This is a genomic window from Burkholderia lata, assembly GCF_000012945.1.
Classification (GTDB): Bacteria; Pseudomonadota; Gammaproteobacteria; order Burkholderiales; family Burkholderiaceae; genus Burkholderia; species Burkholderia lata.
In genome coordinates, this window is sequence record NC_007511.1 from 2,189,151 (window position 1) to 2,215,782 (window position 26,632).

23 protein-coding genes are annotated in these 26,632 nt (G+C 66.7%); 7 read left to right on the plus strand and 16 right to left on the minus strand.

The genetic code is table 11. The annotated features are described in order from the left end of the window. The first annotated feature begins 13 nt into the window (after positions 1 to 13). From BCEP18194_RS32320 to BCEP18194_RS32335, 4 genes are read left to right on the plus strand one after another with little or no spacing between them, the layout of a single operon-like run. Positions 14 to 781 carry an NTP transferase domain-containing protein gene (locus BCEP18194_RS32320; protein WP_011355512.1) on the plus strand — a complete coding sequence of 256 codons (768 nt, stop codon included), beginning with the start codon at positions 14 to 16 and terminating at the stop codon, positions 779 to 781. Then, positions 778 to 2,463 carry a phosphoenolpyruvate mutase gene (gene aepX, locus BCEP18194_RS32325; RefSeq protein WP_011355513.1) on the plus strand — a complete coding sequence of 562 codons (1,686 nt, stop codon included), beginning with the start codon at positions 778 to 780 and terminating at the stop codon, positions 2,461 to 2,463. Before BCEP18194_RS32320 ends, aepX begins: the two co-directional genes overlap by 4 nt. Next, complete coding sequence (gene aepY / locus BCEP18194_RS32330; RefSeq protein ID WP_011355514.1) at positions 2,460 to 3,641, plus strand: phosphonopyruvate decarboxylase; 1,182 nt, start codon at positions 2,460 to 2,462, stop codon at positions 3,639 to 3,641. Before aepX ends, aepY begins: the two co-directional genes overlap by 4 nt. Continuing rightward, positions 3,641 to 4,705 carry a 2-aminoethylphosphonate aminotransferase gene (locus BCEP18194_RS32335; RefSeq protein ID WP_011355515.1) on the plus strand — a complete coding sequence of 355 codons (1,065 nt, stop codon included), beginning with the start codon at positions 3,641 to 3,643 and terminating at the stop codon, positions 4,703 to 4,705. Before aepY ends, BCEP18194_RS32335 begins: the two co-directional genes overlap by 1 nt. A 149-nt stretch (positions 4,706 to 4,854) precedes the next feature. Here BCEP18194_RS32335 and BCEP18194_RS32340 read toward each other — a convergent pair whose 3' ends face one another. Continuing rightward, positions 4,855 to 5,886: an AraC family transcriptional regulator gene (locus BCEP18194_RS32340; RefSeq protein WP_011355516.1), complete on the minus strand. Its 1,032-nt coding sequence runs from the start codon at positions 5,884 to 5,886 to the stop codon at positions 4,855 to 4,857. A 179-nt stretch (positions 5,887 to 6,065) separates the two neighbouring features. On the opposite strand from BCEP18194_RS32340, the gene fabF reads away from it, so the two are divergent. Together fabF and BCEP18194_RS32350 are read left to right on the plus strand one after the other, a co-directional pair. Continuing rightward, a complete protein-coding gene (gene fabF / locus BCEP18194_RS32345) occupies positions 6,066 to 7,334 on the plus strand; it encodes a beta-ketoacyl-ACP synthase II (protein ID WP_011355517.1) in 1,269 nt (422 codons plus the stop codon). A 260-nt stretch (positions 7,335 to 7,594) separates the two neighbouring features. Further along, positions 7,595 to 8,419, plus strand: a complete 825-nt coding sequence (locus BCEP18194_RS32350; RefSeq protein WP_011355518.1) for a hypothetical protein — start codon at positions 7,595 to 7,597, stop codon at positions 8,417 to 8,419. Between the two features lie 28 nt (positions 8,420 to 8,447). Here BCEP18194_RS32350 and BCEP18194_RS32355 read toward each other — a convergent pair whose 3' ends face one another. From BCEP18194_RS32355 to BCEP18194_RS32385, 8 genes are all read right to left on the minus strand, one after another. Then, complete coding sequence (locus tag BCEP18194_RS32355; RefSeq protein ID WP_011355519.1) at positions 8,448 to 9,599, minus strand: acyltransferase family protein; 1,152 nt, start codon at positions 9,597 to 9,599, stop codon at positions 8,448 to 8,450. A gap of 231 nt (positions 9,600 to 9,830) precedes the next feature. Further along, complete coding sequence (locus tag BCEP18194_RS32360) at positions 9,831 to 10,070, minus strand: hypothetical protein (RefSeq protein WP_011355520.1); 240 nt, start codon at positions 10,068 to 10,070, stop codon at positions 9,831 to 9,833. Continuing rightward, positions 10,067 to 10,708 (minus strand): DUF2589 domain-containing protein, encoded by a 642-nt coding sequence (locus tag BCEP18194_RS32365; RefSeq protein ID WP_011355521.1) that lies wholly within the window; start codon positions 10,706 to 10,708, stop codon positions 10,067 to 10,069. Before BCEP18194_RS32365 ends, BCEP18194_RS32360 begins: the two co-directional genes overlap by 4 nt. Positions 10,709 to 10,712: 4 nt before the next feature. Next, positions 10,713 to 11,564 carry a hypothetical protein gene (locus BCEP18194_RS32370; RefSeq protein ID WP_011355522.1) on the minus strand — a complete coding sequence of 284 codons (852 nt, stop codon included), beginning with the start codon at positions 11,562 to 11,564 and terminating at the stop codon, positions 10,713 to 10,715. A 61-nt stretch (positions 11,565 to 11,625) separates the two neighbouring features. After that, positions 11,626 to 12,933, minus strand: coding sequence for a DUF2589 domain-containing protein (locus tag BCEP18194_RS38880; RefSeq protein ID WP_011355523.1), 1,308 nt, complete (start codon positions 12,931 to 12,933; stop codon positions 11,626 to 11,628). Between the two features lie 108 nt (positions 12,934 to 13,041). Continuing rightward, a complete protein-coding gene (locus BCEP18194_RS32380) occupies positions 13,042 to 13,419 on the minus strand; it encodes a hypothetical protein (protein WP_011355524.1) in 378 nt (125 codons plus the stop codon). Positions 13,420 to 13,588: 169 nt separating this feature from the next. Further along, positions 13,589 to 13,744 carry a LuxR C-terminal-related transcriptional regulator gene (locus BCEP18194_RS40460; RefSeq protein WP_011355525.1) on the minus strand — a complete coding sequence of 52 codons (156 nt, stop codon included), beginning with the start codon at positions 13,742 to 13,744 and terminating at the stop codon, positions 13,589 to 13,591. Positions 13,745 to 13,751: 7 nt separating this feature from the next. Further along, on the minus strand, positions 13,752 to 14,000 hold the full coding sequence (locus BCEP18194_RS32385; protein WP_041493329.1) for a helix-turn-helix domain-containing protein: 249 nt from the start codon (positions 13,998 to 14,000) through the stop codon (positions 13,752 to 13,754). Between the two features lie 276 nt (positions 14,001 to 14,276). Between BCEP18194_RS32385 and pip the strand changes: the two genes are divergently transcribed. Continuing rightward, the gene (pip, locus tag BCEP18194_RS32390; RefSeq protein ID WP_011355527.1) at positions 14,277 to 15,209 is read left to right on the plus strand and encodes a prolyl aminopeptidase; all 933 of its coding nucleotides are present in this window, start codon (positions 14,277 to 14,279) and stop codon (positions 15,207 to 15,209) included. A 61-nt stretch (positions 15,210 to 15,270) separates the two neighbouring features. On the opposite strand, the gene BCEP18194_RS32395 is transcribed toward pip, so the two are convergent. The 7 genes from BCEP18194_RS32395 to BCEP18194_RS32425 all read right to left on the minus strand — a co-directional run bounded on the left by BCEP18194_RS32395 (position 15,271) and on the right by BCEP18194_RS32425 (position 26,524). After that, complete coding sequence (locus BCEP18194_RS32395; RefSeq protein ID WP_011355528.1) at positions 15,271 to 15,543, minus strand: hypothetical protein; 273 nt, start codon at positions 15,541 to 15,543, stop codon at positions 15,271 to 15,273. Positions 15,544 to 15,729: 186 nt separating this feature from the next. Continuing rightward, a complete protein-coding gene (locus BCEP18194_RS32400; protein ID WP_011355529.1) occupies positions 15,730 to 16,764 on the minus strand; it encodes a transglutaminase family protein in 1,035 nt (344 codons plus the stop codon). Beyond that, positions 16,758 to 19,364, minus strand: a complete 2,607-nt coding sequence (locus tag BCEP18194_RS32405) for a circularly permuted type 2 ATP-grasp protein (RefSeq protein ID WP_011355530.1) — start codon at positions 19,362 to 19,364, stop codon at positions 16,758 to 16,760. The genes BCEP18194_RS32400 and BCEP18194_RS32405 overlap by 7 nt, the downstream gene beginning before the upstream one ends. Before the next feature lie 215 nt (positions 19,365 to 19,579). Next, positions 19,580 to 23,008 (minus strand): DUF2126 domain-containing protein, encoded by a 3,429-nt coding sequence (locus BCEP18194_RS32410; RefSeq protein ID WP_011355531.1) that lies wholly within the window; start codon positions 23,006 to 23,008, stop codon positions 19,580 to 19,582. Positions 23,009 to 23,104: 96 nt separating this feature from the next. Continuing rightward, positions 23,105 to 24,094, minus strand: coding sequence for a transglutaminase family protein (locus BCEP18194_RS32415; RefSeq protein WP_011355532.1), 990 nt, complete (start codon positions 24,092 to 24,094; stop codon positions 23,105 to 23,107). A gap of 8 nt (positions 24,095 to 24,102) precedes the next feature. Next, entirely contained in the window at positions 24,103 to 25,044 is a 942-nt protein-coding gene (locus BCEP18194_RS32420; RefSeq protein ID WP_011355533.1) for an alpha-E domain-containing protein, read from the minus strand. Between the two features lie 64 nt (positions 25,045 to 25,108). Further along, on the minus strand, positions 25,109 to 26,524 hold the full coding sequence (locus BCEP18194_RS32425) for a circularly permuted type 2 ATP-grasp protein (protein WP_041493330.1): 1,416 nt from the start codon (positions 26,522 to 26,524) through the stop codon (positions 25,109 to 25,111). Positions 26,525 to 26,632: the final 108 nt, after the last annotated feature.

Consider the following 26,632-nt stretch of genomic DNA (forward strand, 5'->3'; position numbering starts at 1 on the left):
GGTTGGAGAACCCATGCGAGCCATCATTCTTGCGGCAGGCCTCGGCTTGCGCCTGCAACAACCGCCCGAGGCGCAGTTCCCGAAGTGCCTGCTGCGCTTCGACGACGTGTCGCTGCTCGAGCGCCATCTGCGCGTACTCGATGCCGCGGGCGTCGACGAGATCGTGCTCGGGCTGGGCTTCCAGCACGAGAAGGTCGAGCAGGAATTGAAGCGTCTCGGCCGCCAGGCCGAGATCGTGATCAACGACCGCTACGACCTCGGCAGCGTGCTGACCGTGCATACCGTCGCCGAGGCGATGACGCGCGGCGGCGACGTGCTGCTGATGGACGCCGACGTGCTGTATGACGAGAACATCCTGCACGCGCTGGTGGCCGATTCCGACAAGGCGGTCGACCGCCTGCTGATCGACCGCGACTTCGAGGCCGGCGACGAACCCGTCAAGCTGTGCCTGAAGAACGGCGTGCCGGTCGAGCTGCGCAAGCAGCTCGCGGTCGACCTCGAGTACGACACGATCGGCGAATCGGTCGGCTTCTTCCGCTTCACCGAAGGCACCGCGCGCCGCCTCGCGACGATCGTCGCGGGTTACGTCGACAGCGGCCGCGCGAACATGCCGCACGAGGAAGCCGTGCGCGACCTGCTGCTCGAAGGCGGTCATTCGTTCGACGTCGCCGACGTCACCGGCTCGCCGTGGATCGAGATCGACTTCCCGAACGACGTCGCTCGCGCCACGCAAGAAATCCTCCCCCTGATTCAACGCACCACCGCAGGAGTCGCACGATGAACGCACGCGAACCCAATTTCACCGAATCGCGCAGCGCACGCCTGCGCCGCATGCTCGTCAGCAGCGACCTCGAATTCCTGATGGAAGCGCACAACGGCCTGTCCGCGCGGATCGTCCGCGAAGCCGGCTTCAAGGGCATCTGGGCATCGGGCCTCGCGATCTCCGCGCAGTTCGGCGTGCGTGACAACAACGAAGCCAGCTGGACCCAGGTGGTCGACGTGCTCGAATTCATGGCCGACGCGAGCGATCTGCCGATCCTGCTCGACGGCGACACCGGCTACGGCAACTTCAACAACGTGCGCCGCCTTGTGAAGAAGCTCGAGCAGCGCGGCATCGCCGGCGTCTGCATCGAGGACAAGCAGTTCCCGAAGACCAACAGCTTCATCGGCGGCGAGCGCCAGCCGCTCGCCGAAATCGACGAGTTCTGCGGCAAGATCAAGGCCGGCAAGGATTCGCAGACCGATCCCGACTTCTCGATCGTCGCGCGTGTCGAAGCGCTGATCGCCGGCTGGGGGATGGACGAGGCACTGCGCCGCGCGAACGCGTATGCGGAAGCCGGCGCGGACGCGATCCTGATCCACAGCAAGCTGTCGCGCCCGGACGAGATCCTGCAGTTCGCGCGTGAATGGAGCGGCAAGGCGCCGCTCGTGATCGTGCCGACCAAGTACTACAGCACGCCGACCGACGTGTTCCGCCAGGCCGGCATCAGCACCGTGATCTGGGCGAACCACCTGATCCGCGCGTCGGCATCCGCGATGCAGGCGACTGCACGCGAGATCCACGAAAGCGAAACGCTGATCAACGTCGAAGACCGCGTTGCATCGGTCAACGAGATCTTCCGCCTGCAGGACGCCGACGAGTACTCGGCGGCCGAGCGTATCTACCTGTCGTCGTCGTCGCGCGCGTCGAACGCGGCGATCGTGCTGGCAGCCAGCCGCGGCAAGGGCCTCGAAGCCGTGACCGAAGACAAGCCGAAGGTCATGCTGCCGGTCGCCGGCAAGCCGCTGCTGCGCTGGCTCGTCGACGGCTTCAAGACGCACGGCGTGAACGACATCACCGTGGTCGGCGGCTATCGCGCCGACGCGATCGACACGTCGGGCGTCAAGCTCGTCGTCAACGAACGCCATGCACAGACGGGCGAGCTCGCATCGCTCGCGTGCGCGGCCGAACGCCTGACCGGCGACACCGTGATCTCGTACGGCGACCTGCTGTTCCGCAGCTACATCGTGCGCGACCTCGCAGAGAGCGAGGCCGAGTTCAGCGTGGTGGTCGATTCGTCGCTGACGGAGACCAACCAGAGCGTGCGCGATTTCGCACTCTGCTCGGCGGAAGACGATCGCGGCCTGTTCGGCCAGAAGACCTACCTGCAACGCGTCTCGAGCGACGTCGCCGCAGGCACGCCGCACGGCCGCTGGATCGGCCTGCTGAACGTGCGTGGCGCCGGCGTCGACCGCCTGAAGGCGATGCTCGCGACGCTGCAGGCGCGTCCTGATTTCGACACGCTCGACATCCCGTCGCTGCTCAACGAACTGATCGCCGCCGGCGAGAAGATCGAGGTGCAGTACGTGCACGGCCACTGGCGCGGCGTCAACGATCTCGAAGACTTCCGCCGCGCGGGCGACTTCGCGCACGGTCAAACGCCGCTGTCCGAACCGGGTGCCGGCAACGGGGGCGCGCAATGATCGAAGCGGCCCAGTTCGTCGAGGCCGCGCGCGAGCGCGGTTTCGACTGGTACGCGGGCGTGCCCTGCTCGTACCTGACGCCGTTCATCAATTACGTGCTGCAGGACCCGACGCTGAATTACGTGTCGGCCGCGAACGAAGGCGACGCGGTCGCGCTGATCGCGGGCGCGACGCTCGGCGGCAAGCGCGGGATCGCGATGATGCAGAACTCGGGGCTCGGCAACGCGGTGAGCCCGCTCACGTCGCTCACGTGGACGTTCCGCCTGCCGCAGCTGCTGATCGTCACGTGGCGCGGCCAGCCGGGCGTGGCCGACGAGCCGCAGCACGCGCTGATGGGTCCGATCACGCCCGCGATGCTCGACACGATGGAGATCCCGTGGGAGACGTTCCCGACCGACCCGGAACAGGTCGGCCCGGCACTCGACCGTGCGATCGCGCACATGGACGCGACGGGCCGCCCGTACGCGCTCGTGATGCAGAAAGGCAGCGTCGCGCCGTATGAGCTGAAGGCGAACCCGGCCGCGAAGCCGCGCGCGCATGTCGCTGCGCAATCGGCGACACGTGCCGAATCGCCTGCCGCGTGGCCGACCCGCCAGGACGCGCTGCAGCGCGTGATCGCGCACACGCCGGTCGATTCGACCGTCGTGCTCGCGTCGACCGGCTTCTGCGGCCGCGAACTCTACGCAATCGACGATCGTCCGAACCAGCTGTACATGGTCGGCTCGATGGGTTGCGTGACGCCGATGGCGCTCGGCCTCGCGCTCGCGCGCCCCGACCTGCGCGTGGTCGCGGTCGACGGCGACGGCGCCGCGCTGATGCGCATGGGCGTGTTCGCGACGCTGGGCACCTACGGCCCGGCGAACCTCACGCACGTGCTGCTCGACAACGGCGCGCACGAATCGACGGGTGGCCAGGCCACCGTGTCGCAACATGTTTCGTTCGCGGGTGTCGCAGCCGCGTGCGGGTATGCGTCGGCGGTCGAAGGTGACACGCTCGACGTGCTGGACACGGCGCTGGCCGCGCCGGCCGACGGTACGCGATTCGTGCGGCTCGCGATCCGCACCGGCGTGCCTGACGGCCTGCCCCGCCCGACCGTCACGCCGGTCGAGGTCAAGAATCGTCTGATGCGGCACATCGGCGCCGCGCAGACCGAAGCCCACGTTGAAGGAGCCCATTGATGCTGCTGCTGAACCCCGGCCCGGTCACGCTCACCGAACGCGTGCGCCGCAGCCTGCTGCAACCCGATCTGTGCCATCGCGAAAGCGAATTCTTCGATCTGCAGGATGAGGCGCGTGCGCGCCTCGTCGCCGCGTATGAACTCGATCCGGCTGAGTGGACGGCCGTGCTGATGACGGGGTCGGGCACGGCCGCGGTCGAAAGCATGATCGCGGCGCTCGTGCCGAAGGACGGCAAGCTGCTCGTGATCGAGAACGGCGTGTATGGCGAGCGGATCACGCAGATCGCGACGCAGTATGGGATCGCGCATGAGGTGCTCAAGCATGAGTGGATGCAGGCACCTGATCTCGTGCAGATTGGTGCGAAGCTCGATGCGGGTGGATATTCGCACGTTGCGGTGATTCATCATGAAACGACGACGGGCCGCTTGAACGATCTCGGTGCGATTGCCGAGGTCTGCCGTTCGCGTGGCGTGAAAATGCTCGTTGATGGTGTGAGCAGCTTCGGCGCGGAAGCGATCGATTTTGCTGGCGGCGATATCGATGCCGTTGCCGCGACCGCGAACAAGTGCCTGCACGGCGTGCCGGGCGCAGCGTTCGTGATCGTGCGCCGCAGCGCGCTCGCGAAGGCCGCAAGCCGTACGTATTACCTCGACCTCGGTCGTCTCGCGAAGCTGCAGGATCAGCGGAATACGCCGTTTACGCCTTCCGTGCACGCGTATTACGCGCTCGTCGAGGCGCTGCGTGAGTTCGATGAGGCTGGCGGCTGGCGTGCGCGGCATGCGCATTACAAGGCGCTGGCTGATCAGGCGCAAGCCGGGCTTGCCGCGCGCGGGATGCCGCTGGTGCTGGCGGAAGGGGAATCGTCGGTTGTTCTTCGTGCGTACCGGTTGCCGAAAGGCGTCACGTACGAGACGCTGCACGACGGGCTGAAGGCACGTGGCTTCGTGATCTACGCGGGGCAAGGCGGGTTGTCGAAGGAACTGTTCCGCATCTCGACGATGGGCGCGATTCAGGCGGCTGATGTCGATCGGTTGCTGGAGGGGTTCACGGCGCTGACGCGGTAAGCGTTCGCCCGTCCCTTCAGCCGTCGACGAAAGGCCCGCAAGGGCCTTTTTTATTCTTCTCGGATTTCTCGAAAACACAGGCCCTCATTGCCGGTGTTCGGCCAGCTCCGGCTATTCGACACGTGCCGTCAATGCCCGACGTGTTCTCGTCACTCATCTCGACGCGTATCCTTGCGATAATCCGTAGGACTACTGCCAGTCCAGTGTTTGAACGCACGACAAAAACCGGTTGCGTCGGAAAAGCCAAGATCAAATGCCAGCACGGCCACGCTGGTGTTCGAATTTGTCAGCCGATCGACCGCGATATCCCGCCGCAGTCCGTCTTTCACCTGCTGGAAATGGGTGCCCTCTTCCGCAAATCTACGATTGAGCGTGCGCACAGACGTATGCAACGCCTGCGCGAGCGCCTGTATCGTCAACGGCTGCGCGATATTCCGTTCAAGATGCTCGCGCGTTTTGGCAACGATCGAACCATGATGAAATACGCTGAAAGTCCAGGCTCCGGGTGCGGCGTTAAGGAAAGCCCATAGTTCGTGCTTTTCGCGTTTGAACGGCTCGGCACAATCCTGGTACGAGAAATGGATGCTCGTCATCCCGGAATCGAACTGCACCGCCCCGGGAAACAGGAATGCATAGTCTTCTACGTACCTGGGCCTGGCGAAACTGAACTCGACCCGTTGCAGCGCAAGTTCCCTGCCGAGTAGCCAGGACGCTATGCCGTGAGCCAGTTTCATCATCAACTCATGCCCAAGAGGCGTAACCTGCGTGCCAGGCATCCGCTCAACCAGCGCCAGCCGCACCAGATCATTCTTCGTTGAGATGTGCAACCGGTAGTCATCCAGCAGCAAATTCCAGAAACGAACAAAACGATTGAACGCGACCAATACCGTTGGCGCGTCCAGCAGGCTGAGCATCAGGTACTTCAACGTGCCGCCCCTGATTGGCCTGGACCATAGCCCCAGCATCTCGTCATCGAGCGACGCCGCGACCGTCCGATACAACGCGACGTACTGCTGCCGCGTGATTCGTGCATCGGGTTGATTGAGAAGAGACTGCGGGATGGCGGCGCTCGCGAGGACCTGTGCCGTCACGTCTTCTCCGTGACGCGTGCGAACGGCACGCAACATCCCGTGCAGGAAGTGCGCCGAAACAGTCAGAGGACGTTGGCGGGGCAGATTCATGATTGGATCATTATGGCGCGTTTTGCATATTAATTGGCGCGATGTGCGAATTCCTTACCCGCCCCATACCTATACTGACGCGACATCTTCGTGATTTCTGAACTTCGTGATAGTTGTCGGCTGGCGCATTGCGCCAATCGCCGGCGGCCTGTCTTCATCGGTCAAAAGAGGAGCACGGTTTGAACACAAGACGCATTGTCGTGACTGGCATGGGTATGGTTTCGCCATTGGGATGCGGAGTCGAATCCGTCTGGAGCCGTCTCCTGAAGGGCCATTCGGGCGTGGTCAGCTTGCCCGACGATGTCACGGACGGAATTGCGTCGAAGGTCGGTGGCGTCGTGCCCGTGCTGACGCCTGACTGTCCATGGGGATTTGATCCTGCCCTCGCTGCAGACCCCAAGGACCAGAAGAAGATGGACCGGTTCAGCCTGTTTGCGCTGGGCGCCGCGCAAGAGGCCTTGAATCAATCCGGGTGGCGACCTGAAACCGAAAGCGCTCGCGAACGAACCGCAACCATCGTCGCGTCTGGCGTGGGCGGGTTCGGTGCAATTGTGGAGGCGGTCAGGATCACTGACGACCGTGGGCCAAGACGGCTTTCTCCCTTCACCGTACCCAGCTTCCTGGCCAATATGGCCGCTGGCCACATCTCCATCCGCCACGGCCTTCGCGGCCCCCTGGGCGCACCGGTTACGGCCTGTGCCGCCAGCGCACAGGCGATTGGCGACGCAGCGCGCCTGATTCGGGCGGGCGAAGCCGACATTGCCGTGTGCGGCGGCGCGGAGGCCTGCATCGATCGAGTCAGCCTGGGGTCGTTCGCCGCTGCAAGAACCATGTCCACAGGCTTCAACGATCATCCTGCGCAGGCATCCCGCCCGTTCGATGCCGGGCGAGACGGCTTCGTCATGGGAGAAGGCGCCGGCATGCTCGTCATAGAAGCGCTGGAACACGCGCTGCGGCGAGGCGCCACCCCCATCGCCGAAGTACTCGGTTATGGCACGAGCGCCGATGCATACCATATGACATCGCCGCCCGAGGACGGCGCCGGGGGACGACGCGCGATGGAACTCGCGATCCGGCAGGCGAATCTCGAACCTGAGCTGATCGGGCATTTAAACGCCCATGCGACGTCCACGCCCGTCGGCGACATCAGCGAACTGGCGGCCATCAAGACCGTATTTGGATCGGGTCGCGGTCCCGCCGTTTCAGCCACCAAGGCGTCGACAGGACATTTGCTTGGGGCTGCCGGCGGCGTGGAAGCGATTTTCACCGTCCTTGCGCTGCGCGACCAGCTCGCGCCTCCTACGCTGAACCTGACCCAGCCGGACTCGGCAGCTGAAGGCATCGATATTGTCACCGGATCGGCCCGCAGAATATCGACGGAATATGCGATCTCCAACGGCTTTGGTTTTGGGGGCGTCAATGCCAGTCTGGTATTCCGTCGACTTTGATCCGGCTTCAAGCCGAAGGAAACGCTCGAACACCGGCCCCAGCGCCATCATCAGCGAAGGATGCGACGGGCTGCAGGTTCCGCGCGCATCCGTCCACGTTTGCCGAATGAGATCGGGGCTGCGTTGCGCCCGCGAAGCGGGTCCGATACATGTGGCGGCACAGATGCGGTCAAGCACTCGGACGATCTTTCTGCGTGCTGCGGTACGCTTCGGGTCGGTAAGCGACATCCACGACAACCCGTGAAGAACCTGTTCCCATCGTGACCACAAGAATCCTCCGCTTCGCCCCACTGCTGGCGCTCGTCGCCGCCCCCGCCGTTCAGGCTGCCGACAGCCAGGTTTGCGGCGACGATACCGTCACTGCCGTCGCGCGCTGGGCCGGCATCGCGAGCGCACGTCTCGCCACGCGCGACGCTGACCGGCTCGTCGTCGCGTCGGCGTGCAAGGTCATGCCGAATGCGCCCGAAACGACGATCGCAGCCGTCGCGTTCGATTCGTTGCCGAAGAGCAAGAATCCCGACGATAGCGAAAAGCTGCAGGTCGTCGCGCTCGTCGAAGGTGGCAAGGTCGTGGCGGCAGAAAAGTCGGTGGTCCAGGAAGATGCGACGACCGAAATCGGCGAGAACAGCTATCGCATCGATACGGCGCGGTACCAGTTGTCGCCTGACCTGCGCGCATTCGGCGTTGTGTTCACCAGCAGCGCGCGAGGGGCGAGTTGTCCCGATGCCGACGCGGACGGGGAACTGACGCTATGGGTACGTGAAGGCAACCACATCCGTTCGGTATTCGGCACCAACCTCCGCGGGTGGGTCAGTGTCGAAGGCGAATCCTGCGGCCCGGGCGTCGGCGATGCGAGCAGCGAAGAGGCCCGAATGACAGTCGCCGTCGATAAAACGTCGAGCCATGGTTTCGCCGATCTGTCGATCACCGCTCACATCACGAAGACGCAGCGCAAGGACGGCGAATACTCGGATACGGGAAAGCGCACTGCGCGCACGGTCGTCCACTACGACGGCAAGACGTACGGAATCGATATGTTCCGAAACTTCTGGTATTCGCCTGCCGCAATGAAGCGCTTCAAGTAAGGCCCAGGCGGGGCACCGCCCCGCCCGCCTACTCCGCCACCTTCGCGCCGATCGCCTCGCCCGACGCCGGCATCCGCAGCGCGTCGTCCCGCACGCGTCGCGCTTCGCGCGCCGAATATCGATCCTTCAACCGCAGGAACGGCTTCTCAACGAGGAAATAGCTCGCCGTCGCGGCCATCAACGCCCACACGATCCCGAGCGGGAATGCATGCGGCACGGCCAGATCCGGATTCGCGAACGGCTGCTGCCACAGATAAAGACTGAACGAGATCGTGCCGACGAACACGACCGGCCGCGTACGCAGCCATCGCGCGCACCAGAACTCGTTACGGAAATTCAGCACGACGATCACGATCGCGATCAGCGCGGCTTCGAGCGTCACGCCGTACGTCGCATTCCAGAAGCCGCCGAGCCGATGTTCGGCAAGCGGCATGCCGATCAGCACGACAACGATGATCGCCGTCACGATACGCGTCTCGCCACGCCACGTACGAATCCACGCTTCAAGCCGCTCACGATTGAGCGACACATAACAGCCGATCAGAATCGGATCGACGCCCGTGTGCAGCATCATCCCGAGTTGCCCGCGCAGCGCGGGCGCAACGAAATACGTCACAGCGCGCACCAGCGGCACGACCAGGATCAACGCGGCCAGCCAGCGCGTACCGCCACGGCGCATCCCGTACACGAACAGCAGCGGCCAGAACCAGTAGAACTGCTCCTCGAGCGCGAGCGACCAGAAATGGCCGAGATACCACGCGCCGTCCGGATGCAGCGTGTTGTCGCCGGTCAGCCCGAACCACGCCGAGTAATTCCACAGGTGCAGCGCCGCATACAGCCACTGCCGGCGGTCGACGTCGAACCAGCCCGCGAAGGCCACGATCGCGACCGCCGCGAGATAGACGTAGCAGGCCGGCCAGATCCGCAGCGCACGGCGCACGTAGAACGACGTCAGAGCGATGCCACCGGTGCGCGCGAACTCGGCGCGCAACACGTTGGTGATCAGGAAGCCGCTCAGAACGAAAAAGATCAGCACGCCGAGCCGGCCGTCAGCGATCAGCCGCAACGGCGCGTACCAGCCCGTGTAGCCGCCGGGCAGCACGTGCTCGGCATGTCCGATCACCACCATCGCGACCGCGACGGCGCGCAACCCGGTCAACTGCGTGACGCGATGGTTCATCGGCTGGTTTCCGTTGGCACGGTGGATGGGCAGCAGACCGGCGCCCCCGCTTCGGCACGCCGATATGCCGCCGGGATTTTGTATGAAAAATATCGGAATGAAATTGCTTCAAAAATCCCGCTGCCATCCCGGCATGCAGGTCGCCCCGGCGGAACGCCCGGGGCGGGTGGCGCTCGGTCGGCCGTTTGCTGCAGCGCAACGACCCACGGGCCGCAGCAAACTCGCCCCGTTTCACCGGTCGGCTTTCTTCTCCAGCAGCCGGACGTTCTGCTGCGCAACCTGGAGATCCTGCAGCCGATCCACCAGTTCCGCGCAGCCCGTCTTGTCCATCTGGAACGACGTGCCGCACATCGGGCAGCGGACCTCGCTGTTACCGAGAAAATCCGCCAGCGACAACTTCACCCGCCCGCGCGCGCAGACCGGGCACGTGAAACCCGGCGCGTCGTTCAGCATCTTCTCGCTCGTCTTCATGACTCCCTCCTGGCGTGATCGCCACCTTCGCCGGTGGCCTGGGTGCCGGCGCCGCCGACCTGGGTATTCATGCCCAGCAGCGCCAGCAGGTTGCCGATGCCGGCCGGGATGCCGGCCTGCCCGACTTCGACTTTGGCGCCGATGTTCGCCTCGAGAAACGGCGACACGTCCTCGCGCGACTGGCTGCCGGCCTCGGGCCGGCCGCGCGCGAGCATGGCGCTCCAGCGATACCGGCGTGGCGCGGCGTCGTCCGCATCGCCGGGCAGCAGCGGGATCGCGCACGGCGCCTGCACGCGCTCGGCGAGCAGCAGACGCACACCGAAATCGAAGGTCGCGGTCTTCACTTCGAGCAGCGGCAACGGAATCAGCGACAGCACCGGAACCTGCACGCGGCGCCACTCGGTCTTGTCCTTGCCGACCACTTGTTCGTAGAAGAACGTGATCATCCGCAGTTCGCCGAAGTCGGTGCCATCCGGGTCGTCCGGTTCGCAGACAATGGACGCGTTCTGCACGAAGCCAAACTCGCGGACGTACCGGACGAACTGGCGCGCCGCCATGAAGTCGGCTTCGATCACGGCCTCGATCGGCGCGGCAAACAAGTACTGCAGATCGACGACGGGGCTGATGGAATCGGTCATGGCATCACTCCGTGACAACCAGTTCGTCGCGCTCGCGCCCGCCTTCGCCGACGAGCACCCACTTGTAGTTGCGCAGCTTCGCGCGCAGCGTCAGCGTCTGCACGAATTCGGCCGGAATGCCCTGCAGCGCGGCCGGGTCCAGCGTCACCGCGAGCGACGGCACACGCGCGGTCTCCGCCTGGATCCCGCGCTGGCGCTCGGCGGCCGCGTCGATCAGGCTGCGCAGCGCCTCCCAGCTCGCGTCGACCGCCGCATCGAACGACGCGCGTCCCGCATCCTTGCGATCGCTCACGTCGAACACGTCCGCCAGGCTACCGTCCAGCGACGCGTGGAGCACGTCGAGCAGGCCCGCGCGCAGCGCATCGAGCGACGGCTCCGTGCGACGCATCGCCTGCGTCAGTGCATCGCCGAGCAGCGCGTGCAGGTTGCTGCCCAGCTCGCGTGCGACGCGCGACGAACGCAATGCGTCGATCCGGTCGCGCAGCGGGTCGGCGCCCTCACCGGCCGCCCCGCTCGCGCCGAGCACGGGGCCGAGCGCGCCAGCGAGATCCCGCAGCAGCAGCGCGCCGGCCTCCGTCGCCAGGTCGGCAACGGCGACCTGCGACGGCAGCGCATCGGCCGTCGGCGTGTCCACGTCGAGCCGCGATGACCGCTCGTCGTCGGCGGCGCCCGGCGGCACCGCGAAGCGCAACGTCACGTCCGCTTCGTCGAGCAGACCGTTCGGCACCGGGAAATACTTGAGCAACGGATCCTCGCGATACTTCACCGCGAGGCGCTTCGAATACAGGTTCGCTTCGTGCTGCGCGCCCGCGAGACTGTCGAGGAACGCGGCGGCAATATCCCGCAGATTGGTCATCGGTGTTCTCCTCTAACCCGCGCCGGCAGGCCGGCACGGGTGGGTTGTCACATCGGACGGATCAGGGCTTGGCCTGCAGCGTGAGGCTCGTGGACACGCCGGCGCCGTCGATCGTCGCGCTGACGGTCACGATCGACTTGCTGTTGTCGTCGAGCGCCTTGCAATCGATCTCGACCTTGCCGTCGGCATCGGTCTTCGGCGGATCGCTCGTCACGCTCTTGCCGTTCGCCGTGACCTCGAACGCCGTGCCGCTGGCGTCGAACGCAAACCTCAGCTCGACATCCGCCGCTGGCGTGCCGTCCGGCCGCAGCGCGGTCAGCACATCCTTGTCGGAAGCGTCCTTGGCGATCGAGAGCGTGGCCTGCGCGCTCTTGAGCGACGGCGCCGACGGCGGCGGCAACCGGTGCAGCACGCGCACCGGCACGACGACCGTCTTTGCGTCGGCCTTGCCGCCGTCCGGTGCGGGGATCGACGCGGACACCGTCAGGTCGATTGCCTGCGCGTCGACCTCGCCCTCGGCCCAGAACAGGACGGACAGCGAACCGTCGCCGTCGGTCTTGAACGACGCGATCTTGCCCGCTTGATCGAACGGGATGGTCGAACCAAACGGCGCGCGACTCATCCGGAACTTGTCGGCGAGCGCGGGATCGATCTGGAACACGACTTCCGTATCGCCGGCGAACAGCCCGCTCGAATTCTGCAGGCGCACCTGCAGCATCTGCTGCTGCGCGGGATCGCCGGACATCACGGTCGACAACGCCGGGCTGACCTGCATGTCACCGTTGCGGCTCGCGCCGGTCGCGGCACTCGACAGGATGTTGAGCACGGTCGCGAGCCCGGCCGGCACGCCGGCCTGCGACGCATGCACGAACACGTCCTGCGTGTACTCGACCGAATAGCGCGAGTCCTGCGTCGCTTTCGAATCCTTCTTGCTCGAGTAGCTGGCCTTCATCTGCGCCGACAGGCTGAACGGCCCCCAGCCGATCTTGCCCTGCGCCGACAGTTCGCCTGCGATCGCTTCGGACTTCGACTCTTCCGACGTCGACGACGCAGCAGCATTGATGTTCGCCTTGAACTGGATCGTCACTTCGTCGACCAGGATCAGCGGGACCGGCACGATCGTCAGCAACGGCACGATCAGCTTCACCATCTGCCCGTCCTTCTGGTACAGGAAGGTGACGTTGACGGCCTGCTTCACGCCGTCCTTGTCGGTCGTGAGGCCGACCTTGTCGATGAACTCGTAGGTGGATTTCGCGGCCATCGCCTGAGCGGTGATCGCGGCCTGCAACGGACCGCCGATCAGCGCGCTGTAGTCGATACCGTTCAACAGACTCCGGGCGGACTCGGCCGCCGAATTGTCAACTGGCATGATTGATCTCCTGTGATTTCGGTTCCGCACGCGCCGCCGTGCTGTCTCGCCGGCGCGTGCGGTACGTCACGCGGCGGCCGCGCCCGAACGGGCGGCGGCCGGGCTGCTTTACGCGTGCGGCGGGGGCGGCGGGGGCGGCGGACGCAGACGGAAGCGCATCCGGTCCGGGGTCAGTTCCGCGCTCACGGTGTAGTTGCGCCAGATCGCGAAGCCGGTCAGCAGCGCGAACGTGCTGACCGTCGAGACGATCACGCCACCGTAGATCGCGGGCCTCGACACGGGACGGGGCGGCCATGTGAGCAGCGCGGCGTCCCCTTCCATGTGATCCTCGGCGGCCCGCGATTCGAGCAGCCTCGTCCACTCCTTGACTTGCGGCGGTTCGGTGACGTCGACCACGAACTCCCCAGTCGACACATTGACGAGTTGCGCCACTGCGACCTGCGTGGCGCGATCGTCCTTCCAGACAATCGGACTCTGACTTTCCATTTTTCACTCCTTTTCATTTCGAAAATCGGGTGAATTCGCCCTCGGAATATCGCGCATTCGCCCGTCCGTGAGCGAATGCAATGCAATATCCGCTCGGCATTCAAATTGCGCCGAATACGAATACCGCTCAATACCTCCGATTGCGTAGCGAAAATACGGATCGCCGGAATCACAATTCGCGACCGATTTTCACCAGACGGGCAAGTTCGTGAATGGACAGTTTGTGCATGATGTTTTCACGATGCTTGCTGATCGTGCGCGGGCTGACATCGAGCAATCTTGCGATTTCCTTGCTCGCGAGACCGGCGCCGATCAGGCGCAGCACATCCCGCTCACGCGGCCCGAGCGCGGCGATCTTCGCAAGGAGAGAGGTCGTCCGCGAGCGGCGGCGCGTGTTCGACCGCATAGGCCACGAGTTGCGCAGTGCCCGTCAGGCCGAGCTTGCGCACGATGTTCGCGCGGTGCTTGCGCACCGTCATCGGCGCGGCCCCCAATGCCGCGGCAATCTCCGTACAGCGCATCCCCCGCGCGATCAACGACACGATCTCGCGCTCCTTCCTCGTCAGAGAATCGCTATCCATTCACAATCCCCGGAATTATTTTGATTTCTCATTGATCCGCGACGCATGGCCAGCGTCATGAATGCATTTCATGCGTGGCACGCACACGAAACACAAAGGCATATTGAATCGGAATGCGTGAACGATGCGATGCGGTTTTTTACGGATTTTTTCAATATCGATCGACAAGCACGGCAGTCGTCCGGCATGCCGGAACCGGAACACGCCATTACGGCGAGTTGGGCATAATGGCGTACTGCTTTCGGCACCCCACCGACCTTTCAATCAGGAAACGTCATGTACCCACCGATCGAACCCTACGCCCACGGCCATCTCGACACCGGCGACGGCCATCGCATCTACTGGGAGCGCTGCGGCAACCCGGCCGGCAAGCCCGCCGTGTTCCTGCACGGCGGCCCCGGCGCCGGCTGCAGCCCCGACCATCGCCGTCTGTTCGATCCGGAGCGCTACGACATCCTGCTGTTCGACCAGCGCGGCTGCGGCCGCTCGACGCCGCACGCCAGCCTCGAGAACAACACGACATGGCATCTGGTCGCCGATATCGAGCGCCTGCGCGAGATGGTCGGCGCGGAAAAGTGGCTCGTGTTCGGCGGTTCGTGGGGCAGCGCGCTGTCGATCGCCTATGCCGAAACGCACCCCGAGCGCGTGAGTGCGCTGGTCGTGCGCGGCATCTTCACGATGCGTCGTTCGGAATTGCTGTGGTACTACCAGGAAGGCGCGTCGTGGCTGTTCCCCGACCTGTGGGAAGACTTCGTTGCACCGATTCCGGAAGCCGAGCGCGGCGACCTGATGGCCGCCTACCATCGCCGGCTGACCGGCAACGACGAAGCGGCAAAGCTCGAAGCCGCGCGCGCGTGGAGCATCTGGGAAGGTCGCACGATCACGCTGCTGCCCGACCCCAAGCTCGCCGCGCACTTCGCGGACGGCCACTACGCACTCGCGTTCGCGCGGATCGAAAACCACTACTTCGTGAACAAGGGCTTCGTCGAGGAAGGCCAGCTGCTGCGCGACGCGCATCGCCTCGCCGGCATCCCGGGCGTGATCGTGCAGGGCCGCTATGACGTCGCGACGCCCGTGCGTACCGCATGGGATTTGTCGAAGGCATGGCCGGATGCGACGTTCGAGATCGTGCCCGGCGCCGGGCATGCGTACAACGAGCCGGGGATCCTGGAAGCGCTGGTCGCGGCAACGGACCGGTTCGCCGCATAATCAACGCCATGCAACGCGGTGCGTTCGGCCGTGCCTGCCGGCACGCTCACGCACCGCCCGTTCAAAGCGCAGCTTCGACGATCGCCTTGCCGCTGATCGCCCGCTCCACGAGCTGTTCATCGCCGACCTTGCGGATCGCATCGTCGAGCAACCCTTCCGGCGCTTCGGTCGCCACCTTCAGCAGGCCCGACAGGCCGCGCGCATCGAGCACCACCAGCGTCTCCATCGAATCCGCCCGGCTCACGAGCACGCGGCGCCACGCCGGCCCCGCGCCGAAGCTCGCGCAGAGCGCGATCGTGTCGCTGCCGAGCGTGTAGTCGAAGGTCTTGATCATGATTCGCCGCCGTTGCAAGGGAATGGCGATGCGCGACGGTGCGGCGCCGTGACGTCGACGCACCCGCGCGTGCCGCCGGTGCCCCGGATCGAGTCCGATCCGTTCGCCGGCATGACCATGCTAGGCGTGCAGTATTAACGAAGACTTAAACGGCGATTCGTGCGGGAATGCGGCATACGGCATGCGTTACGGCGCGTCGAGCGGCTCCACCGTCACACCGACCTTCAGCTCCTGATCCGCACCGCCGCCGCGGATCACGCCACGCAGCGGCGTCACGTCCGCATAGTCGCGGCCGATCGACAGCATCACGTAGTCGTCGCCCGGCGCACGATCGTTGGTCGGATCGAGCTGTAGCCAGCCGTTGTCCTCGGGCCAGGCCGGGTCGTACACCTCGACCCATGCATGCGACGCGTCGGCGCCGATCAATCGCGGCTGCCCGGGCGGCGGCTGCGTGAGCAGGTAGCCGCTCACGTAACGCGCGGCCAGCCCGAGCGAGCGTAGCGCGCCGATCATCACGTGCGCGAAATCCTGGCACACGCCCTTGCGCAAGCGCAGCGCATCGAGCGCCGACGTCGTGATGTCGGTGCTGTTCGGCGTATACGCAAAATCGGCATGCACGCGCCGCATCAGCTCCCACGCGGCCTGCACGAGCGGCCGTTGCGGCGTGAAGCTCGATGCCGCATACGCGGCGAGTTCGGGATCGCACGCGACATGCGGCGACGTGAACACGAATTCGCTCGCCGCGTCGTAGGGCTGCCCCGCGCGGAACCGCAAGCGGTCGCGCACGGCTTCCCACGCCATCGCCTGTTTCCCGTCGGGATTCGCGATGGCGGGCGGCGGCTCGCCGCGCGCGCCGCGCGACCACACCGGCGGCGTCACGCGTACCGTGCTGCGGCTGCGCACGAGCAGCGCATCGTGCGGCTGGTTCAATGCGAACGATGCGCGTGCGTTGCCGAATGCGTCGATCTCGGTCCCGACCGATTCCGGCGCGGGATCGATGTCGAGCGCGAACGACAGCACCTGCTGGCGCGGCGTGACGAGCGGTTGCAGGCGAGCCTGGTGCTGCGCCGATTCGACGCGCGCGGCGTAACGGTATTCGGTATCGTGCGTGACGCGCAGCAACCGGCCGGGGGCAACGGCGGCCGGTGCGGCCGGTGACGCTGCCTGTCGTGCATTGCCGGAGCCCGGCGGCACTTTCGCCGCGCCTTTCGTCGTCACCATAACGTCCTGCCCGCCTCGCGCACGTGGCTGAAATAGCGCTCGCCGATCCGGTTCGACAGTTCCCAGACCGCCTTCACCGTCGTGTCGAGCGCATCGAGCAGCTTGTCGTGCCGGCCGCCGTCGGCCGTCTCGCACAGCTCGTGCAACGACCACGCGGGGACGTCGGGAATCGTCTCGGCCAGCTCGGACAGCGCGTAGCCTTCGCTGCGCTCGACCTTCGTCAGCCGGCCGCGCAGCGCCTGCACGACCCAACCGAGCGAGCGCGGGTTGTCGGTATCGAGCACGACGAGCGACAGCAGCGGCGCGACGTCGAAGCCGCGCTGGAACCGCGAACGGAACGTGATCGTGCTGTCGAACAGCTCCAGCACGAGCTCGAAGCCGTCCTGCCGGTGCACCGCGCCTTCGTCGAACGCGGCCTTCAGCACGCTGCACAGGAAGTCCAGCCGGTCGATCTGCCTGCCGATCGACAGCAAGCGCCAACCGTCGTCGCGCGTCATGTTGTCGGTCTGCGCGCCGGTGATCGCCCCGAGCAGCAGGCCAAGGCGCTCGAGCAACTGCAGCGCCTCGTTGCCGATCTGCTCCTCGGCTTCCGGCTGGCCCGCGCTGTCCGCGAACAGTTGGGTCGCGTCGTCGATCAGCCGCCACTGATCGCTCGACAGCCGTTCGCGGATCGCGGCGGCCGCGCCGCGCATCCCGAACAGGCAGGACGCGATGCCCGACGTGCGATCCGCGCCGCGCGTCAGCGACGTCGCGAGCGTGTGCTGGAATGCGCGCGGCGCATCGACGGCGTTCGGCGCATCGGACGCGATCAGGCCCGTGTCGCGGCACAGCGTGTCGAGCAATTCCAGGTGCGCGGGGCTATCGACGTCGTCCTCGCCGCGCAGCCGTTCGAGCGCGGCACGCGCGAGGCGCATCAGGTTGGTCGCGCGCTCGGTGTAGCGGCCGAGCCAGAACAGGTTCTCGGCCGCACGACTCGCGATCGCGCGCGGACGTTCGACGAGGTCGTCGGGGCCGAGGTGCGTCTGCAGCAGCGTCGTCGAATCGACGATGCCTTCGGTCATCACCCATGTATCGACGGTGCTGCCGCCGCGCGGCATCGGCGCGTTGAACAGCGTGTCGCGCGTGCCGACCCGCGACAGCCCGCCGGGCAGGAGCCGCCAGCGCTGCGCACCGTCGGCGAGCGCGAACACGCGCATCAGCACCGGCTTCGGCACGATGCGCGCGCCGCCGTTGCCGTCGGGCGCATCCTGGCGCGGCCAGGTCGGCGCCTGCGACAGCGGCAGGTCGGCCTGCACCGTGTAGTGTTCGGGCCGCGCGAGAATCCGCGCACGCCACTCGGCCAGCTGCGCCTGCGTGAGCCGCGCGCCGATCACCGGCTCGAACGCGCCGCCGGCCTGCACGTCGGGTGGATAGGATGCCTTGACGATGCTGCGCGCGAGCCGCGGCAGCGCGTCGTCGCACGCGGCCGCCTCGCCGCACCACCACGAATGCACGGCCGGCAGCGTCAGCGTTTCGCCGAGCAGCCCTTCCGCGAGACGCGGCATGAAGCCGAGCATCGCCGGCGATTCGAGGAAACCCGAGCCCGGCGCGTTCGCGAGCAGCACGTTTCCCGCGCGCACGGCCTGCAGCAGCCCCGGTACGCCGAGCATCGAATCGGGTCGCAGTTCGAGCGGATCGAGCCATGCGTCATCGACGCGCCGCAGGATGCCGTGCACCGGTTCGAGCCCGCGCAGCGTCTTCAGGAAAACGCGGTTGTCGCGCGCGGTCAGGTCGCCGCCTTCGACGAGCGTGAGGCCGAGGTAGCGCGCGAGATACGCGTGTTCGAAATACGTCGCGCTGTGCGGCCCAGGTGTGAGCAGCACGATCCGCGAATTCTTGCGGGCCGGGCTGAGCGCCTGCATGCTCTGCAGCAGCGCGCGGTACGCGGACGCGAGCCGCTGCACGCGCAGCCCGCGAAACCCGCGCGGGAAAAGCCGCGACACGATCAGCCGGTTTTCGAGCAGGTAGCCGAGGCCGGCCGCGCCCTGCGTGTGCTGCGCGACGATCCGCCATTGCCCGTCCGGGCCGCGCGCGAGATCGAACGCTACGACATGCAGCCAGGTATCGCCAGGCACGCGTGCGCCGCGCATCGCGCGCAGGTAGCCGGGATGCCCCGTGACCAGCGCGGGCGGCAGCAGCCCGCGTTCGAGGATCGTCTGCGGTCCGTACAGGTCGGCCAGCGTTGCGTTGAGCAACCGCACGCGCTGCAGCACGCCACGCTCGATCGCAACCCAGTCCTCGGGCGTGACGATCAGCGGCAGCAGGTCGAGCGACCACGGGCCGGCCGCGCCGTCGCCGGCGCGCTGCTCGTGCAGTTGATAGAACAGGCCGTTCTCGCGCATGCGCCGGTGCAGCGCGTCGGCGCGGCGATCGAGGTCGGCCACGCCGTCGCTGCCGATCGACGTGAAGAAGCTGCGCCACGCGGGCGCGAGCGCAGGCGCGTTCAGGCCGGCCGCGCTGCCGCGCAGTTCGTCGTAGCGGCCGGCGGCGGCCGGCGCCGCGAGCGCGGCGGCCAGTTCGGCGGCATCCGGCTGCGCGCCGGTATCGAAAAGCGTGGGCATCGCGTCGGGGGCGGCGAGATGATCGGTGTCAATGGGCGGCACGGTGTCGTTCCGTCGTCAGGGCGCGGCCGCGCACGCGCGCCGCCACCCGGGGCGGCGGGCTGCGGCGCGCGGCCGCAATCTGCCCGCATCCTAGCATTCCGGCAGGGCCGCCAGCGACCGGAACCGCCGGGTATTGCGAACCGCGCATCGTCGTCCGTCCTGTCATCGTCCGGTCACGGCCGCCGCAGGTCGAGCGTGAACGGGAATTCGCGGCTTGGCGCGGCGGCCGCGACATCCATCCGTCCCGGCGTATGCCCCATCTCGACGAAGCGTGCGAGCCGGCGGCTCTCGGCCTCGTAGGCATTGACCGGGAACGTCGCGTAGTTGCGCCCGCCCGGATGCGCGACGTGATAGCGGCAGCCGCCGAGCGAGCGCTGCAGCCACGTATCGACGATGTCGAACGTGAGCGGCGCATGCACGCCGAGGGTCGGATGCAGCGCGGACGGCGGCGACCACGCCTTGTAGCGCACGCCCGCGATGTATTCGCCGACGGTACCGGTCGGCTGCAGCGGCAGCGCGCGGCCGTTGACGGTCACGACGTGCCGGTTGTCGTTCAACCCCGTCACGCGCACTTCGAGCCGTTCGACCGACGAATCGACGTAGCGCACGTTGCCGCCGGGCGCGCCCTCCTCGCCCATCACGTGCCACGGTTCGAGCGCGCCGCGCAGCGACAGCTCCATCCCGTTCACCGCGATCTGGCCGAACAGCGGGAAGCGGAATTCGAAGTGCGGCGCGAACCACGCCGGATCGAACGCGAAGCCGGCGTCGCGCAGTTCGGTCAGCACGTCGTCGAAATCCATCTGAAGAAACGCGGGCAGCATGAAGCGGTCATGCAGCGCGGTGCCCCAGCGCGTGAGCGGCGTCGAATACGGCGCGGCCCAGAAACGCGCAACCAGCGCGCGCAGCAGCAATTGCTGCACGATGCTCATCCGCGCATGCGGCGGCATCTCGAACGCGCGCAGTTCGAGCAGGCCGAGCCGGCCGGTCGACGAATCCGGCGAATACAGCTTGTCGATGCAGAACTCGCTGCGGTGCGTGTTGCCGGTCACGTCGATCAGCAGGTTGCGCAGCACGCGATCGACGAGCCACGGCGGCATGTCCTGCCCGAACAGCAGCTTGTTGCGCTGGATCTCGGCAAACGCGATGTCGAGCTCGTAGAGCTGGTCGTTGCGCGCTTCGTCGACGCGCGGCGCCTGGCTCGTCGGCCCGATGAAAAGCCCCGAGAACAGGTACGACAGCGACGGATGGTTGTGCCAGTAAGCGATCAGGCTCGCGAGCAGGTCCGGGCGGCGCAGGAACGGGCTGTCGGCCGGCGTCGCGCCGCCGAGCACGAAGTGGTTGCCGCCACCCGTGCCGACGTGGCGGCCGTCGACCATGAACTTCTCGCTGCACAACCGCGACTGCCATGCGGCGTCATACAGGAATTCCGTATGATCGACGAGCTCGTCGAAGTTGCTGGCCGGATGGATGTTCACCTCGATCACGCCGGGATCGGGCGTCACCTGCAGCAGCTTCAGCCGCGCGTCGCGCGGCGGCGGATAGCCTTCCAGCACGAGCTTCACGCCCAGCGCGTGCGCGGTCAGCTCGATCGCGCCGAGCAGCTCGAGATAATCCTCGAGCGCGGCCAGCGGCGGCATGAACAGGTACAGGATGCCGTTGCGCACTTCGACGCACAGCGCGGTGCGCGTGATCCACGCGGCCGACTCGAAGCGCTCGAGAAGGCGACTCGGGTCGCGCGCGGCAGGCCGCCCGTTCCCGGCCGTGCCGTCGTCGCGCCACTGCATCACGGTCTGCGCGGCCGCCTCGCGATGCACGCCGGACAGGTAGCGCGGCGCATCGGCCGGGCCGGCGTAACGCGCGCGGATCGCGGCGGCGTCCGGCAGCGCTTCGCGCGGCGCGAACGGATCGCGCTCGACCAGGTACGGATAGTCGGCGCGGCTCGCCCACGGCAGCGAATCGAGCGGCAGCCGATAGCCCATCGGCGAATCGCCGGGCATGAGGTACATCCGCTCGTCGCGGAAGAACCACGGGCCCGTCTGCCAGCGTGCCCCTTCGAGACCCGGCCGATGGCGGCCCCGCGCGTCGTCCGCGCGCTTGACCGGCAGCACGTAGCCGACCACGCTGTCGAGCTGCTGCTCGAACACCTTGCGCAGCCGCGCGCGTTCGAGCTCGTCGTCGAGGCGCGAGTCGAACGGGTCGACGTTGACCGGCAGCCGGCGCTCGCGCCACAGGTAGTACCAGACGTCCTCGTAGCCGGGCCGGATGAATTCGTCGGTCAGGTTCAGCCGTGCAGCCAGCGCATCGATGAAGCGCTTCGCGTCGTCGGTCGTATACGCAGACGGCTCGCGCTCGTCGGCGAACAGCGACGGATCGTGCCACACGGGCTGGCCGTCGGCACGCCAGAAGATCGACAGCGCCCAGCGCGGCAACTGCTCGCCCGGATACCACTTGCCCTGCCCGAAATGCAGGAAGCCGCCGTCGCCGTATTCGGCGCGCAGCCGCTGCACGAGTTCGGTCGCATAGCCGCGCTTGGTCGGGCCGAGCGCGTCGGTGTTCCACTCGGCGCCGTCGCGATCCTCGATCGACACGAAGGTCGGTTCGCCGCCCTGCGTGAGCCGCACGTCACCGGCCGCCAGCGCACCGTCGACCTGCGTGCCGAGCGCCAACACGCCGTCCCATTGCGATTCCGTATACGGCTTCGTCACGCGCGGCGATTCGTACACGCGCGTCACAGTCATCTCGTGCTCGAACGACACCTCGCATTCGTCGATCAGCCCCTCGACCGGCGCGGCGCTCGTCGGCTGCGGCGTGCAGGCCAGCGGAATGTGGCCCTCGCCGGCGAGCAGGCCCGAGGTCGGGTCGAAGCCGATCCAGCCGGCGCCCGGCAGGTACACCTCGCACCACGCATGCAGGTCGGTGAAGTCGACCGACGTGCCGCTCGGACCGTCGAGCGATTTCACGTCGGGCGTGAGCTGGATCAGGTAGCCAGACACGAAACGCGCGGCAATGCCGAGATGGCGGCACAGCTGCACGAGCAGCCATGCGCTGTCGCGGCACGAGCCGGACGCGAGTTCGAGCGTCTGCTCGGGCGTCTGCACGCCCGGCTCCATCCGCACGAGATAGCCGATGTCGCGCTGCAATTGCTGGTTCAGCGCGACGAGGAAGTTCACGGTGCCGGCCGGCGTGAGGTCGACGCCATCGAGATACGTGCGGAACAGTGGCGACGCGCTCGTCTGCGGGTCGCACACGAGATACGGCGCGAGCTCGGTCTTCAGCGCGTCGTCATAGCTGAACGGGTATTGATCGGCGCTCGCTTCCAGGAAGAAGTCGAACGGGTTGTACACCGACATCTCGGCGACGAGATCGATCGTGACCTCGAAGTACTCGGTGCGCTCCGGAAACACGAGCCGCGCGAGATAGTTCGAGAACGGGTCCTGCTGCCAGTTGATGAAGTGCTGCGCGGGCTCGACCGTCATCGAATACGCGAGGATCGGCGTCCGGCAGTGCGGCGCGGGCCGCAGCCGCACGACCTGCGGGCCGAGGTTGACGAGCCGGTCGTAGCGATAGCGGGTGGTGTGATGCAGCGCGACGTGGATGGACATGGGAGCTCGGTTCGGGTTGGGCCGGCCGCGCACCGCGTCGCGCTCGATGCGACGCGGTGGCCCGGCCTGGCGGATTCGGCGAAAGCGCGCGTCGGGTCAGACGAGTTCCGGCGTCTGCACGACGCTGATCTCGACGCCGACGGCCGTCGCGCCGAGCCCCGTCACCGGCTGCGCGTCGCGATAGTCGAGGCCGACCGCGATGCGCACGTAGCGTTCGTCCGGGCAGCGGTTCATGAACGGATCGAACCCGACCCAGCCGAGCCCTTCGACATAGGCCTCGGCCCACGCATGGCCGGCCGGTTGCTGCGTCAGCCCGGCCGCCTGCGGCTGCGCACCGTGCGCCGGCTGCGGCATCCCCTGCGACTGAGATTGCGACTGCGCGGCATGCGACGCGCCGAGCACCTGCTGCATGCCCTCGCCGCTCTGCAGTGCGAGCGCTTCTTCCTCCTCGACGTCGCCCGCGCTCTGCTTCGCGTCGGCGATGCGCTGCATCGCGCTGTCGGCCAGCACGTAGCCCGAGATATAGCGCGCGGGAATCTTCAGCACGCGCGCGGCCGCGATGAACGCATGCGCATGGTCGCGACTCGTGCCCTCGCCGCTTTGCAGCGCGGTTTCCGCATCGACGGGGGCTTCGGCGGCCAGGTTCGGCGCATACGCGATCCGGTCGTGCACTTCCGTCATCAGCCAGTGCAGCGCGTCGAGACTGTGCGGCTCGATCGGCAACGCTTGCGCAAGCGCACGCACGGTATCGCCGGCCTTCGTGAGTGCGGTTTCGCGCTCGAATATCCACGGCGGCGCATAGCCTTCAGGATTACCGAGTATGCCCGCGCGGTCCTGCGTCTCGACGACGCCGGCCGCGATGACGACGATCTCGGCCTTCGCGCCGCGGTCGTGCCGCACGAGGTCGATCCGGTTGCCGAGCCCGTCGGCATAGGACAGCGACGGCTCGACGCCGTCGATCGTGACCTGCCACGCGCGCACCGTCTGCCCCGGTCCCGACTGCGGACGCAGCCGCAGCCGTTGCAGTGCATGGGTGGCTTGATCGTCGAACTGATAACGCGAGATGTGTCGGATGGCGAGTCGCATGGCAAGTCTCAGTCGAAGTTGTAAGCCTGGGCGATTTCGAGCCCGAGGCTGTTGTTGCGGCCGATGAAGTCGGTCAGGAACTCGTGCAGGCCGCTCTTGAAGATCCGCTCGACCGAGGTGTCGGACAGCATCTGCAGGATCTTCGCGGCCGTGTCGTGACACGGATGTGTCACGCCGTAATCCTTCGCGAGCAGGTTCAGGCTCGACACGACGCGCCCGTAGCAATAGCGCAGCGAGCGCGGCATGCGGCCGTTCAGGATCAGGTAGTCGGCGATGTTCATCGGCTTGTACTGCACGTCGTACACCCAGCGGTACGAACGGTGCGCGGCGACGCAGCGCAGGATCGTCTCCCACTGGTAGTTGTCAAGGATCGTGCCGACGTGCGACACCGACGGCAGCAGCAGGTGGTATTTGACGTCGATGATCCGCGCGGTGTTGTCCGCGCGCTCGACGAACGCGCCGATCTGCGCGAAATCGAAGATCTCGTTGCGCAGCATCGTGCTGTAGAAGCTGCCGAGGATCAGCGCGGTTTCGCGCTTCACCTGGTCGAGCACGGCCGGCAGTTCGCTCTCCGGCACCGGCTGCGCGAGCCCGCGGCGCAGCGCGAGCCACGCGCCGTTCACGCTCTCCCACGCCTCGCGCGTGAGCGCCGTGCGCACCATCCGCGCATTCGAGCGCGCGGCCTCGATGCACGACAGCACGCTCGACGGGTTGTCGCGGTCGCGCAGCAGGTAGTCGGTCACGGTATCGGCCGCGTACGCGTCGTATTTCTGCCGGTAGCCGTCGTCCGTGCCTGAGCTGACGAGCACCGACGACCATTCGGCCGGCGCGTCGGACGTGCGCGTGAGCGCCATCCGCAGCCCGGCATCGACGATGCGCGCGATGTTCTCCGCGCGCTCGATATAGCGGTACATCCAGTAGAGACCGCTTGCAGTTCGTCCCAGAAGCATCTCGTGTCCACTCCGTCTTCGTTCGGTTCGCGCGCCAGTTACGGCGCATGCGGTCGCGTCCGGCTCAGTCGGCCAGCACCCAGGTGTCCTTGGTGCCGCCGCCCTGGCTCGAGTTGACGACGAGCGATCCCTCCTTCAGCGCGACGCGCGTGAGCCCGCCCGGCGTGATGCGGATCCGGTCCGACACCAGCACGAACGGCCGCAGGTCGACGTGGCGCGGCGCAAGACCGGCTTCGGTCAGGATCGGCGTCGTGGACAGCGCAAGCGTCGGCTGCGCGATGTAGTTCGCGGGGCGCGCGCGCAGCTTCGCGGCAAACGCTTCGAGCTCGGCCTTCGACGCGCACGGCCCGACCAGCATCCCGTAGCCGCCCGAGCCGTGCACTTCTTTCACGACCAGTTCGTCGAGATGGTCGAGCACGTACTTCAGGCTGTCGGCCTCGCCGCAGCGCCAGGTCGGCACGTTCTCGAGCAGCGCCTTGCGGCCCGTGTAGAACTCGACGATCTCCGGCATGTACGAGTAGATCGCCTTGTCGTCGGCGATGCCGGTGCCGGGCGCGTTCGCGATCGTGATGTTGCCCGCGCGGTACACGTCCATGATCCCCGCGACGCCGAGCACCGAATCGGGGCGGAACGTGAGCGGATCGAGGAACGCGTCGTCGACGCGGCGGTACAGCACGTCGATCGGGCGGAAGCCTTCGGTCGTGCGCATCGCGACGCGGCCGTCGATCACCTGCAGGTCGCTGCCCTCGACGAGGTGCACGCCCATCTGGTCGGCGAGGAACGAATGTTCGTAGTACGCGGAATTGTGGATGCCGGGCGTGAGCACGGCGATGGTCGGGTTGTCGGCGTTGCCGCCCGGCGGGCACACGGCCGCGAGCGACTGACGCAGCATCTGCGGATAGGTTTCGACCGGGCGCACCTTCACCTGCTGGAACAGCTCCGGGAAGAGCTGCATCATCGTCTCGCGGTTTTCCAGCATGTACGACACGCCGGACGGCGTGCGCGCGTTGTCTTCCAGCACGTAGAACTCGTTCTCGCCGGTGCGCACGATGTCCACGCCGATGATGTGGGTGTAAACGTTTCCGGGCGGCCGGAAGTCGATCATCTCCGGGATGAATGCTTCGTTGTGCGCGATCAGGTGCTTCGGCACGATGCCTGCGCGGACGATTTCCTGGCGATGGTAGATGTCGTCGAGGAAGGCGTTGAGCGCCATCACGCGCTGCTCGATGCCGAGCGACAGCCGGCTCCATTCGGCACCCGAAATGATGCGCGGGACGATATCGAACGGAATCAGCCGCTCGGCGGCCTCCGCGTCGCCGTAGACGGCGAACGTGATGCCCGTCTTGCGGAACACGCCTTCCGCGTCGTGGGCTTTCTGGGCGAGGCTCGCGGGATTCTGGGTGTCGAGCCACTGCTTCAGGCGCGCGTAGGGCGCCCTTACCATGTCGCCGGATTGCAGCATTTCATCGAATGGCTTCATCGATCTTTTCTCCATCGATCGTTTTCCCCGGCATTGCGCATGCCGGACCGGCGTAACGACTGCGTCGCAAGGAACGTGCCTTGCGCGATCCCCTCGATAATCCCCCCT